Source organism: Acidimicrobiales bacterium (assembly GCA_036399815.1).
In the GTDB taxonomy this organism is placed as follows: Bacteria; Actinomycetota; Acidimicrobiia; order Acidimicrobiales; family DASWMK01; genus DASWMK01.
This window is the reverse complement of sequence record DASWMK010000278.1, coordinates 1-11,968: the sequence shown is the minus strand read 5'-3', so window position 1 is coordinate 11,968 and position 11,968 is coordinate 1. Positions and strand designations below refer to the sequence as shown.

The 11,968-nt window shown below is 73.9% G+C and carries 10 protein-coding genes; all 10 read right to left on the bottom strand.

Going from position 1 to position 11,968, the window contains the following annotated elements; genetic code table 11:
• Positions 1–507, bottom strand: a 507-nt coding sequence (locus tag VGB14_20940) for an MsnO8 family LLM class oxidoreductase (protein ID HEX9995399.1), incomplete at its 3' end; no start/stop codon positions are given.
• A 167-nt stretch (positions 508–674) separates the two neighbouring features.
• A complete protein-coding gene (locus VGB14_20935; GenBank protein HEX9995398.1) occupies positions 675–2,114 on the bottom strand; it encodes a M28 family metallopeptidase in 1,440 nt (479 codons plus the stop codon).
• 130 nt (positions 2,115–2,244) lie between these two features.
• Positions 2,245–3,006 carry a prepilin peptidase gene (locus VGB14_20930; GenBank protein ID HEX9995397.1) on the bottom strand — a complete coding sequence of 254 codons (762 nt, stop codon included), beginning with the start codon at positions 3,004–3,006 and terminating at the stop codon, positions 2,245–2,247.
• A 100-nt stretch (positions 3,007–3,106) separates the two neighbouring features.
• Positions 3,107–3,571, bottom strand: coding sequence for a prepilin-type N-terminal cleavage/methylation domain-containing protein (locus VGB14_20925; GenBank protein ID HEX9995396.1), 465 nt, complete (start codon positions 3,569–3,571; stop codon positions 3,107–3,109).
• 105 nt (positions 3,572–3,676) lie between these two features.
• Positions 3,677–4,153: a prepilin-type N-terminal cleavage/methylation domain-containing protein gene (locus VGB14_20920; protein ID HEX9995395.1), complete on the bottom strand. Its 477-nt coding sequence runs from the start codon at positions 4,151–4,153 to the stop codon at positions 3,677–3,679.
• A gap of 85 nt (positions 4,154–4,238) precedes the next feature.
• The gene (locus VGB14_20915) at positions 4,239–5,459 is read right to left on the bottom strand and encodes a type II secretion system F family protein (protein ID HEX9995394.1); all 1,221 of its coding nucleotides are present in this window, start codon (positions 5,457–5,459) and stop codon (positions 4,239–4,241) included.
• Between the two features lie 16 nt (positions 5,460–5,475).
• On the bottom strand, positions 5,476–7,026 hold the full coding sequence (locus VGB14_20910; GenBank protein HEX9995393.1) for a PilT/PilU family type 4a pilus ATPase: 1,551 nt from the start codon (positions 7,024–7,026) through the stop codon (positions 5,476–5,478).
• Between the two features lie 48 nt (positions 7,027–7,074).
• Positions 7,075–8,748, bottom strand: a complete 1,674-nt coding sequence (locus VGB14_20905; protein HEX9995392.1) for an ATPase, T2SS/T4P/T4SS family — start codon at positions 8,746–8,748, stop codon at positions 7,075–7,077.
• A 70-nt stretch (positions 8,749–8,818) separates the two neighbouring features.
• On the bottom strand, positions 8,819–10,255 hold the full coding sequence (locus tag VGB14_20900; GenBank protein ID HEX9995391.1) for a DUF4388 domain-containing protein: 1,437 nt from the start codon (positions 10,253–10,255) through the stop codon (positions 8,819–8,821).
• Positions 10,256–10,613: 358 nt separating this feature from the next.
• Positions 10,614–11,792 (bottom strand): DUF459 domain-containing protein, encoded by a 1,179-nt coding sequence (locus VGB14_20895; GenBank protein HEX9995390.1) that lies wholly within the window; start codon positions 11,790–11,792, stop codon positions 10,614–10,616.
• Positions 11,793–11,968: the final 176 nt, after the last annotated feature.

Here is an 11,968-nt window from a genome sequence, read left to right as displayed (position 1 = left end):
CAGCGCCGGCCGGTCGCCCCGGCCGGGGACGGCCTCGATGTGGGGGTGGGTGCCGTCGAAGTAGGCGAGGAGGTCGCGGAGCTGCTCGGGGAAGTCGTCGACGGCGAGGGTCGACGGGCGGCGCCGGAGGGCGGCGGCGGTGACGGGGTCGGTGCCAGGGGCCCGGCCGATGCCGAGGTCGACGCGCCCGGGGTGGAGGGCCTCGAGCGTGCCGAACTGCTCGGCCACCACGAGCGGCGAGTGGTTCGGGAGCATGACGCCGCCGGCCCCGACCCGGATGGTCGACGTGCAGGCGGCCAGGTGGGCGATCAGCACGGGCGGGGAGGAGCTGGCGATCCCCGGCATGTTGTGGTGCTCGGCCACCCACACCCGCCGGTACCCGAGGCGCTCGGCCAGGCGGGCGAGCGCCACCGACCCGGCCAGCGCCTCCGCCACCGTCGACCCCTCGCCCACCGGCGCGAGGTCGAGGACGGACAGGGGCGGCAGCGGGGCGTCGGTGGGTGCCATCGGATGCTGGAACACGGCCCACCCACCGCCGTGTTCCTGCGCCGCCGCCACCGCTGGCGTCCGCGGCGGCCAGGTCCCCTTCGACCGCCGTGACGGCGGGCGCGACGGGGGCCGGCCCCCTGAGGAGCCGGCCCCGGTCGACGAGGTGGTGCTGGTGCTCGGCTGGGTCAGCCGGGCAGGTCGGTCGCCTGCGCGTACGTGATGGTCGCGGCGGCGACGGCGTCGCTGTTGAGGTCGAGGACCTCGTTGCTGTTGTTGGCGTACGTGTCGCACGCCTGGTGGTAGCAGGGGTCGTACTGGGCGCCGGCGGTGCCGCCGTACACGGCGGCCTGGTCGGCCGTCTTGATGCCCTCGGCCCCGGTGAACAGGCCGCCGAACGGGATGCCGTTGTTGAAGAAGGCGGCGTAGTCCGACCGGAAGCTGATCTGGCTGCCCTCGAAGGCCAGCCCCCGCTGGGTGTAGAAGCCCTCGAAGAAGGCCTCGATCTCGTCGGAGCCGGCCGGGCCGACCAGGCCGAACGAGGAGCCGTCGCCGTCGTAGATGAACCGGACGTAGTTCGGCGAGCCGATCATGTCGAAGTTCAGGTAGAGGGCGACGCGGTCCTTCTGCTCCTGGGTGAGGTTGGCGACGTAGAAGTTCGAGCCGACGAGGCCCGACTCCTCGGCGCTCCACCAGGCGAAGCGGACCTTGTTGGCGACGGGCGTGTGGGCCAGCTTGAGGGCGGTCTCGAGGATCGCCGCGCTGCCCGAGCCGTTGTCGTTGATGCCGGGGCCGGCGCCGACCGAGTCGAGGTGCGCCCCGACCATGACGACGTTGTCCGGGTTGCCGGAGGCCGTCTCGGCGAGGACGTTGTACGTCGTCGCCAGCTCGCGGACCGTGTTGGTGTGGATGCGGGTCACGAGCCCGGAGGTCTCGCTGAAGGCCACGCCCTGGGCGTAGGTGACGAAGACGGCGGGGATCCCGCTCGTGTTGCCGGCGCCGAGGGTCACGATGGCGAGGCCCTGGCGGTCGGCGCCGGTCGTGTTGCCCTGGTTCATGACGATGACGCCGACGGCGCCGGCGGCGGCGGCCGTCTCGGCCTTCTGCTCGAAGGTGCAGGTGCCCCGCTGGACGAGGGCGATGTTGCCGGCCGGGAAGCCGGCGAAGTCCGCCGCCTCGCAGCCGCTGGTCGACGTGTTGCCGACGCCGAGCGCGAGGTCCACGGCGGTGACCGAGGCGGTCACGTCACCGGGGTCGGTCTGCTGCAGCACCTCGAAGTCGGTGTGCTGGACGTAGGTCGTCGGCGTGGGCGCCACCTGCTCGAAGTGGGACGGGCCGATCTCGGTCCACGCCAGGTAGTCGAACGGCTGCACGGTCGGGCTGTAGCCGGCCGCCACGAGCTGGTTCACGACGTAGTCGACCGACGCGTCGTGGCCGGCGAGGCCGGCGAAGCGGTTGCCGCCGTTGGCATCGGCGATCGCCTGCAGCGCCGCCTGGTGCGCTCGCACGTTGGCCAGCCGCACGCACTCCGTCAGCTTCGCCGCCGTGTCGTTCTCACGGACGCCGCACGCCCGGTTGGTCGGCGCGGCGCTCGCCGGCGCACTGCCGACCACCAGGCATCCGAGCATCAGTGCCACGGCGGCGACGGCCGCCGTGGCCCGCGGCGCGCGCCGCGGGCTTCGGTTCTCCATAAGGGTCCCTCCCCCTTGTCTCCCCCCGACCCCGCCTGGGTCGGGGGAGACGGCACTCTAGCCGCGTTTACCCGGCCCCCAGATCGAGGAGCCGCTGGCTGAGGAGGACGACGGCGATCGTCGACGCCGCGAGGGCCGGCCCGAACGGGAACTCCCGGCGGCGCCGGACGGCCACCGTGGCGAGCCCGGCGACCACGCCGAGCACGCACCCGGCGATCAGGCCGAGCAGGACGAGGTACGGGTCGATCCAGCCGAGGAGGAGCCCGAGGACGAGGGCGAGCTTGACGTCGCCGAAGCCCATGCCCCTCGGGTAGACGAGGTGGGGCAGGAACAGCATCCCGAAGTACAGGCCGGCGCCGGCCAACGCGCCGGCCAGCGAGCCGGTGCCGTCACCGGCGACGGCGGCGACCACGAGCGCGGCGGTCGCCATCCCGAGCGTGGGGAACACGATCCGGTCGGGGATGCGGTAGTGCTCGAGGTCGACGGCGGTGACGGCGACGAGGGCGGCGAACCCGACCAGGTACGCGGGCAGCGCCCACGAGGCGCCGAAGCGGACGGCGGCCAGCACGAACAGCACGGCGGTGGCCACCTCGACCAGCGGGTAGCGCACGCTGATCGGCTCCCGGCACGTGCGGCACCGGCCCCGCAGCGCCACCCAGGACAGCACGGGCACGTTGTCCCGGCCGGCCAGCTGGGTGCCGCAGTGCGGGCACCGGGACCGGGGCCGGACCACGGACTCGCGCACCGGCACCCGGGCGATCACGACGTTGAGGAAGCTGCCGACGGCCAGGCCGACGAGGCCGCAGGCGCCGGCGAGGAACGCGGTCATGGCGAGGTCCACGGTAGTGACATCGGCCGATCCCCGGACGCGTCGAGGGGGCGGCCGCCGCCGCCCCCTCGCACGCCCGGGCCCGTCGTCCGGGCTCGGACTAGAAGCCGTTCGGGTTGCCGGCCGCGGCCGCGGCGCCGGTGCAGGCGGCGAGGTCCGAGTCGAAGTAGTACGTCCCCGCGTCGGCGCCGGTGGCGATGTCGGCGATGGTGAACACCGCGCCGCTCGCCGAGGTCGCCTCGAGGCAGACGACGTTGCCGCCGGCCTCGATGCTGGCCGTCACCTGGTTGGCGCCGGCGACGTTCCAGTCGAGGGTCGGCTCGATGGCCTCGAGGTCGGCGTCGGTGTCGGTGTAGGCCTGGTTGTCGACGTAGAACGTCTTCTCGGCCTGGAGGGCGTTGCGGAGGTTCGACTGCGCGGCCCGGTCCTGGGCCCGCTCCCGTGCGCCGAGGAACGTCGGGATGGCGATGGCGATCAGGATGGCGATGATCAGCACCACCACCATGAGCTCGATCAGGGTGAAGCCTCCGTCGTCCTCGCGACGCCGGCGGAGCCAGTCGGTCATTCCGGGTCTCCTTGGATGGTCCAATGGATGAGCGCGGCGTCGCAGGAGCGGCCGCCTCCTCCTATCGCCACGGAGCGTGGCGGACTTGAGGGGACGACCCGGGTCTCAGCCCCAGGACGACACGAAGTCGGCCGGCGCCGGCGGCGCGCACGTGCCGCCCACCTCGAAGGCCGCGTAGTAGCCGAGGCTGTCGGGCGCGTCCCTCAGCCAGAAGCACCGGCCGTCCGTCGACCGGTTGCCGAGCAGCAGGGTCTGGCCGGCGTCCTCCACGGCGAGGTACACGTCCTTCGGGTCGTTCCCGATGCCCGGCGGCAGCGCCATCCAGCCGAGCGCCGGCTCCACGTCGCGCATGAGGAGCGGGTCGGCCGTGTAGGCGAGGTCGATGTTGTAGTAGATGCGGGCGGCGGCGAGGCCGTTGCGCAGGTTGGACTGCGCCCGCCGGTCGTCGGCCCGCTCCCGCAGGGCGGTGAAGTTCGCCGTCGCCTGGGCGACGACGACCGCCATCACCGCCAGCACGACGAGCAGCTCGACGATGGTCAGCCCGGCATCCCCGCGGGCGGGCACGCCCGCGCGCGCGCCCACCCCCGGGCCGTCGCCGGGCGCACCACCTCGGCGCTGCGCTCGTCGCACGCCACCCCATCGACCGGTGCCGCCCACAGATGAGCGGCTACTTGATGAGGTTGATGATGTTGAACATCGGCAGGTAGAGGGCGACGACCATGGCGCCGACGGAGGCGCCCATCACCACGATCATCACCGGCTCGAGCAGCGACGTCAGCGAGTCGACGGTCGCCTCGACCTCCTGGTCGTAGAAGTCGCCGACCTTGTCGAGGAGGTCGTCGAGGGCGCCGGTCTCCTCCCCCACGGCCATCATCTGGGTGACCATCGGCGGGAACACCGGGTGCTCGGCGAGCGGCTTGGCCACCGCCTCGCCCCGCTTCACCGCCGTCTGCGTGTCCCGCACGCCCTTGGCCACCACCGCGTTGTTGACGGTCTCGGCCGTGATCTCGAGGGACTCCAGGATCGGCACGCCCGAGCGGAGCAGGACGGCCAGGGTGCGGGCGAAGCGGGTCAGCGCCGTCTTGCGCACGAGCTTGCCGAACACCGGCAGCCGGAGGGCGAGCGCGTCCCACCTGGCCCGGCCGGCCGGCGTGCGCAGCCACCGCCGCAGGGCCCAGATGCCGACCCCCTCCAGCACGAAGATCGGGACGGCGAACGTCTTCGCCACCGACGACACGCCGAGGAGGACGCGGGTGGGGACGGGCAGGGTGCCGCCGAGGTCGGCGTACAGGTCCTGGAACATCGGGACCACGAACAGCAGCATCGCCGTGAGGATGGTGACGACGAGGAAGAACACGGCCACCGGGTAGGTCATGGCCGAGCGCACCTTCTGGCGCAGGGCGACCTGCTTCTCGAGGTTCTCGGCCAGCTGGAGGAGGACGGCGTCGAGCACGCCGCCCGTCTCGCCGGCCCGCACCATGGCGACGTAGAGCCGGGAGAACGCCTTCGGGTGGCGGGCCATGGCCTGGGACAGCGACGACCCCCGCTCCACCTCCTGGCGGACCTCGTTGACGATCCCCGCCAGCACGGTGTTCTCGGTCTGCTCGCCGAGGATCGACAGGGCCCGCAGCAGGGTGAGGCCGGCGTTCACCATGGTGGCGAACTGGCGGCTGAACACGGCGACGTCCTTCAGCCGGACGCGGTTGCCGAGGCCGGGGACGTGGATCTCCTTCTGGAGCGTGCTCGTGTCCCGCCGGTCGATGGCGACGGGCGTGTAGCCCATCTGGCGCAGGCGGTTGACGACGAGCGCCGAGCTGTCGGCCTCCAGCTGGCCCTCGACCAGCTTCCCCTGGCGGTCCCTGACCTTGTAGGCGTAGGTGGTCGGCACGGCCCTCCTCGTCGCCTCAGCCGCCCTCGACCAGGCGGCGGAGGTCGTCGGCGTTGGCGCAGCGCTCGAGCGCGGTCGCCAGGTCGATGGTGCCGGCGTGGACCAGCGCGGCGAGGGCCTGGTCCATCGTCTGCATCCCGAACTTCCCGCCCACCTGCATGGCGGACGTGATCTGGAACGTCTTGCCCTCGCGGATCAGGTTGCGCACGGCCCCGTTCACGACCAGCACCTCGGCCGCCACCACCCGCCCGGTCCCGCTCGGGAGCGGCACCAGCTGCTGGGCGACCACGCCGCGCAGCGCGGACGCCAGCTGGACCCTGACCTGCTGCTGCTGGTGGGCCGGGAAGACGTCGATGACCCGGTCGATGGACTGGGCGGCGTCGAGGGTGTGGAGGGTGCCGAACACGAGGTGGCCGGTCTCGGCCGCCGTGATGGCGGTGGCGATCGTCTCGAGGTCCCGCATCTCGCCGACGAGGATCACGTCGGGGTCCTGGCGCAGGCAGTGCTTGAGGGCGGCGGCGAAGGACAGGGTGTCCTCCCCCACCTCCCGCTGGTTCACGATGGCCTGCTTGTGGTGGTGGAGGAACTCGATCGGGTCCTCCACCGTCATGATGTGGACGGGCTTGGTCTCGTTGACGATGTCGATCAGCGAGGCGAGCGTCGTCGACTTGCCCGACCCCGTCGGCCCGGTCACGAGGACGAGCCCGCGCGGCAGGTCGGCGAACCCGCGCACGGCCTCGGGCAGGCCGAGGTCCTCGAAGGGCACGACCTCGTAGGGGATGGTGCGGAGGACGGCGCCCACCGAGTCCCGCTGGAGGAACACGTTCACCCGGAACCGGCCCCGGCCGGGCACGGAGTAGGACAGGTCGAGCTCCCGCTCGGCCTCGAACTTGGCCCGCTGCTTGGGCGAGAGCACGCCGTAGACGAGCCGCCTGGTCTCCGACCCGTTCAGCACCGGGTACTCGGTCAGCCGCTTCAGCTCGCCGTGGACCCGCACCGACGGGTGGCAGCCGACGGTCAGGTGGAGGTCGGAGCCGCCGAGGTCGAGCACCCGCTGGAGGAGGTCGACGAGCACGAGCTCGCCGGGCATGGCCGCCATCCGGTCCAGGGCGTCGTCCTCGTCGGCGTCGCCGGCCGGCCCGTACATGGACCGGACGGCTCTGGCCAGCTCGTGGCGCACGGCGATGGCAGGGAGCACCGGGCGGCCGACGTCGGAGGCGACGGCCTCGACCAGCGGCCGGTCGCTCGGGTCCTCCATGGCGACGACCACCGAGTCGCCCCTGCGCTCGACGGCGACGGCCAGGTAGGCGCGGGCCAGGTCCTCGGGCACCAGCCGGTCGAGGTCGGGCGGGACCGACCGCTCGGCCAGGTCGACGAACTCGACGCCGATCTGGTCGGCCACCGCGGCGACGAGGTCCTTCTCGCTGACCAGCCCGCCGGTGACGAGCAGCCGGGACAGGTGGACGCCCTCGCGGGCCTCCCGGTCGAGCATGCCCTCGAGCGCGTCCCTGGAGAGGACCTTGCGGTCGACCAGGAAGTCGCCGAGGCGCCGGGAGGCGAGGAGCATCGGGAGGACTATCGGCCGCCGCCCCGAGGGGGATGAGCGGGCCGGGGGTCAGGCGATGACGCGGAGGATCTCGTCGAGGCTGGTGGTGCCGGCGGCGGCGGCGTGGAGGCCGGCCTGGCGGAGGGTCAGCATCCCCTGCGCGATCGCCAGCTTCTTCAGGTCGTTGGAGTGGGCGCCCTCGGCGATGAGGTGGCCGAGCTCCTCGCTCACGAGCATCACCTCGTGCACGGCGAAGCGGCCGTGGAAGCCGGTCCGCCCGCAGGCCGCGCACCCGACCGGCCGGTACAGCGTGGGCAGCGAGCCCCGCTCGGTGTCCCAGCCCACCCGCTCGAGCTCGGCCACCGTCGGCTGGTACGGCTCCCGGCACCGCTCGCACAGCCGCCGGGCCAGGCGCTGGGCGACGATGCAGTCGAGGGCGCTCGACACCAGGTACGGCTCCAGCCCCATCTCGACCAGCCGGGTCGGCGTCGACGCAGCGTCGTTGGTGTGCAGGGTGGTGAGCACGAGGTGGCCGGTGAGCGCCGCCTCCATGGCCGTCGTCGCCGTCTCCCGGTCGCGGATCTCCCCGACGAGCACGATGTCGGGGTCCGAGCGCAGGATCGACCGCAGGGCGGCGGCGAAGGTCATCCCCGCCTTGTTGTTGACCTGCACCTGGTTGATCCCGCCCAGCCGGTACTCGACCGGGTCCTCGACCGTGATGATGTTCTTCGACGGGTCGTTCAGGATGTTCAGGGTGGCGTAGAGGGTGGTCGACTTTCCCGAGCCCGTCGGCCCGGTGACGAGGATCGTGCCGTACGGCTTGGTGTAGGCCTGCTCGTAGCGGGCCATGGTCGTCGGCAGGAAGCCGAGGTCGTCGAGGCGCAGCAGGGCGTGGCTCTTGTCGAGGATCCGCAGCACGACCTTCTCGCCGTGCACGGTCGGAAGGGTTGCCACCCGCACGTCGACCTGGCGGCCGCCGACGTTGGCCGACACCCGCCCGTCCTGGGGGATGCGCCGCTCGGCGATGTTGATGTCCGCCATGATCTTCACCCGGGACACGAGCCCGGACTGGATCTGCTTGGGCGACCGCATGACCTCGTGGAGCACGCCGTCGATGCGGTAGCGGATGCGGACGTCGCGCTCCCCCGGCTCGATGTGGATGTCCGAGGCCCGGTCCTGCACGGCCTGGGCGATCAGCAGGTTGGCCAGCTTGACGATCGGCGCGTCCTCGGTGACCTCCCGGAGCTTGGCCAGGTCCTCCTCGTCATCGACCCCGTCCACGGCCATCGCCGTGGCGTCCATGACCTCGCTGTCGAGGCGGTGAGTGCGGTCGATGGCCGCCTCGATGCCGGCCCGGGTGGCGACCACCGGCTTGACGTCCGCGCCGGTGATCGAGCGGATGTCGTCGATGGCGACCACGTTCGACGGGTCGGCCATGGCGACGACCAGGCGGTCGCCCTCCCAGTAGATCGGCAGCGACTGGTAGCGCCTGGCCATGGCCTCGGGGACGAGGCCGGGGGCGCTCGGGTCGATCGTGACGTCGGCCAGGTCGACGTACTCGTAGCCGATCTGGGCGGCGAGGGTGGCGACGAGGTCGGCCTCGCTGATGGCGCCCTGCTCGATCAGCACCCGGCCGAGCGGGCGGTGGTGCCGCGCCTGCTCGGCCAGGGCCGCGTCGAGCTGCGCCTGGGTGACCAGGCCCCGTTCGAGGAGGAGGCGTCCGAGCTGTGTCTGTTCCGACATCCCTGGCTTCTCGTGTCAGTACGGGTCGCCCACGCCCGGACCCCCCTCCGGGGCCCGCCCCGCCCGTGCGTCAGGAGCGCACGGACGAGAGGAACTTCAGGAGGAGGCCCCGGTTGATGGGCTCCTCGGTCTCGCCCGCCACCTCGGCGAGGGCGGCCTCCCGCTCCTCGTCGGTCTCGGCCCTGGCCGCGGCGGCGACGGCGCGCGCCGCCTTCGGGCTGAGAGTGGCCAGCTGGCGGGCGACCTCGTCGGCCTCGTCGCCGGGGCGGCCGTCGGCCGCCGGGGAGCGGCCGAGCGTGCGCCGGGTCGGCCCGGGCGGGAACGCCCCGCTGCGGTCGCCGTCGGCCGGGGTGCCGCCGAAGGCCGGGCGCAGGGGCTCGGCGTCGGCCGGGCCCGGGCCCCCGAAGGCGGGACGGAACGGCTCGGCCTCGGCCGCGGCCGTGCCCGAGCCGCCGAACGCGGCGCGCAGCGGCTCGACATCGGCGCCGGCGGGCGGGCCGCCGAAGGCCGGTCGGTACGGGTCGCCGTCGCCCATCGGCGAGCCGCCGAAGGCGGGACGGGCCGGCTCGCCCTCGGCGGGGGCCAGCCCGAACGGCCGGTGCCCGTCGCCGTCGGCGGAGGCCAGCCCGAACGGGCGGTGGCCGTCGCCGTCGCTACCGCTGGCCAGCCCGAACGGGCGGTGGCCGTCGCCGTCGGCCGGGCCGGGGCCGGGGCCGCCGAAGGCCGGCCGGTACGGCTCGGGCTCGGCGGTGGTGGCGAAGGTCGCCGCCGCGAACTGCTCGGGCGCCGACGCCGCGGCATCGGCGGCGTGGTCGACGACCAGCGGCTCGTGCAGCAGCGGCTCGAACGCCCGCCGGCCGGCGTCGACCGGGTCCGACGCCCCGTCGGCGTCGTAGGCCGGGGCGGACAGCGGCTCGGGCGCGGCCGTCGGGAACGGGTCGGGCACGCGGGCCGGGGCCTGCGGGGTGTCGACGGTGGCGAGGCCCAGCTCGACCAGGTCCTTCACCTGCCGGGACACCGCCACCTCGCCCATGGACAGGCTCTCGCCCACCCGGCGCACGGCGTTGCCGCTGCCGACGGCGACGATGGCCCGCCAGCGCTCGGCGTCGACGACCACGTCCGGCCTCGGCAGGTCGGAGACGAGCATGACCCAGTGGTCGAGCGACGGCACGACGGCCTCGATGTCCCGCCACTCGGCCAGCTGCTGCTCGGCCTCGATCAGCAGCGGCTCGACGTCGCTGGCCGGCTCCGGGTACGGCGCCGCCTTGTCGGACTCGAAGGTGAACGAGCCGTCCCGGTACCGCAGGAGCTCGAACACGACGTCGACCGGGCCCTGCGACTTGGCGACGCCGGTCGCCTCGGTCGAGACGACCTGGCCGGCGTCGACCCAGACGCTGCCCGTCCCCCGCGACCCGCTGATCCGCAGGCGGCCGGTCTTCTTCGTCGAGGCCAGCAGCCGCAGCACATCGGGAAGGGCGAACGTATCGAGGGTGCCCTGAAGGGCCACGGTGACCTCCCGTTGCCGGTGAACGACACTCCATCGGCACCCCGGCCGGGAAAGTGAAGGCGCCGTCAGCCGCCCCGCCCGCCCCGGCCGGGCCGGCGGGCCGCGGCGACCACCCGGCCCGGCGCCCGCGGTCAGTCGCTCGGCCCGGCGCCGGCCGGCTGCGTTGGCGTCGCCGCCCGGCGGCCGGCAGGCTGCGTCGGGGTCGGCCGCCCGGCGGCCGGCAGGGTGCGTCGGGGTCGGCCGCCCGGCGGGCCGGCGTCGATCCGGCCCGGCGCCCGCGGTCACCGGCTCCGCTCGGCGCCGGCCGGCTGCGCCGGGGACAGCCCGCCCGGCGCTCCGGGCGGCGGCCGCAGCCGGGTCAGCCGCTGGGCGGGGCGGTGGTCGAGGTGGGGGCGGTGGACCCGGGGGCGGTCGTGGTGGTCGTGCCCGGCGCACCGCCTGCCGCCTCCTCGTCGATGACCTGGAGGATGGCGTCGGCGAGGCGGTCGCCGCCCGGCCGGCTCAGGTGGATGCCGTCCTGCTGGCGCATCAGCTCGGGCTCGCCGTCGGGGCCGGGGAGGTAGTCCGAGTAGCCACCGCCGGCGTCGGTGAACAGCGGCCAGCTGTCGAAGAAGTGCACCCAGGGCCGGCCGGCCGCCTCCTCCCGGTAGATCGTGTTCAGCCGGGCGATGCGCTCGGAGAACGACGACGAGCGCATGATCGGCTGGCCCACCCACACGACGAAGCGACCGTCGCCCTCCAGCAGGTCCATGGTCGCCGCCACCCGGCGCCGGTACTCGGCCTGCCACTCGGGCTCGCTCGACTCCCGGATCACCCCGTCGATGTTCAGGGGCTGGGCGTCGTTGGCCCCGAACATGATGACGATGACCTCGTAGTCCTGGGTGAGCACGTCGTTCGTCAGGTGGGCCGGCCAGTCGAAGAAGTCGGGCCGGGTCAGGCCGGTCGAGATCCGGTAGTCGTGGGTGGCCTCCACGTCGCCCCGCTCCTCGGCCAGCCGCAGGAACGACTCGCCGAACACCTGGGCCATCGAGTCGCCGCCCACCCACACCCGCAGCGGCTCGGCAGCGGTCGCCTGGCGGACCTTCGGCGGGGGCGGCGGCACCGTCGTCACCGGCGCGGCCGACTCGGCCGGCAGGGTGGTGTCCGTGTGGACCTCGGGCGGCGGGCCGGTCGGCCCGGACGGCTCCCGGCCGAGCGCGTCCTCCAGCCAGGCCCGGCCCCGGTCGAGGCGGGTGACGTCGGCGATGGCGTGCACCGGGCGCATGGCGCTGACCGCCACCGTCCGCCGCCAGCCGTAGGGCTGTTGCTGGGCCTTGGCCCACAGGGAGTCGGCGTTCAGGAGGGCGCCGAGCAGCAGGGCGACGAGGATGGCGACGAGCACGTGCCCGGCGGCCATGGGCCGGTCGCCCGAGGGCAGGTCGGGCTGGCGGCTGCGGCGCCGGCTCGTCGCCCCGACCGGGCCGGGGACGGGCGCGCCGTCGATGCCGGGGGCGGGCCTCGGCGGGTACGGGCGGCGGGGCGGGGCGGTGATGGCCATCAGAACTGGAAGTAGATGAACGGGGCGACGCCCTCGGGGCCGAGCGCGCCGACGAGGACGAGGCCGGCGGCGAGCGCCGCACCCTGGGCGACCGGCCCGAGCCGGCTGAACCCGGCCTGCACCCGGCCGACGGCCTCGGACGGCACGAACTGCGAGGCCAGCATGGCGACGATCGT

Excerpts from the sequence above, each read along its gene's own strand:
- VGB14_20910 (HEX9995393.1), bottom strand. The coding sequence starts at position 7,026 with ATGCTCCTCGCCTCCCGGCGCCTCGGCGACTTCCTGGTCGACCGCAAG.
- VGB14_20930 (HEX9995397.1), bottom strand. The coding sequence starts at position 3,006 with ATGACCGCGTTCCTCGCCGGCGCCTGCGGCCTCGTCGGCCTGGCCGTC.
- VGB14_20895 (HEX9995390.1), bottom strand. The coding sequence starts at position 11,792 with ATGGCCATCACCGCCCCGCCCCGCCGCCCGTACCCGCCGAGGCCCGCC.
- VGB14_20905 (HEX9995392.1), bottom strand. The coding sequence starts at position 8,748 with ATGTCGGAACAGACACAGCTCGGACGCCTCCTCCTCGAACGGGGCCTG.
- VGB14_20925 (HEX9995396.1), bottom strand. The coding sequence starts at position 3,571 with ATGACCGACTGGCTCCGCCGGCGTCGCGAGGACGACGGAGGCTTCACC.
- VGB14_20935 (HEX9995398.1), bottom strand. The coding sequence starts at position 2,114 with ATGCTCGGATGCCTGGTGGTCGGCAGTGCGCCGGCGAGCGCCGCGCCG.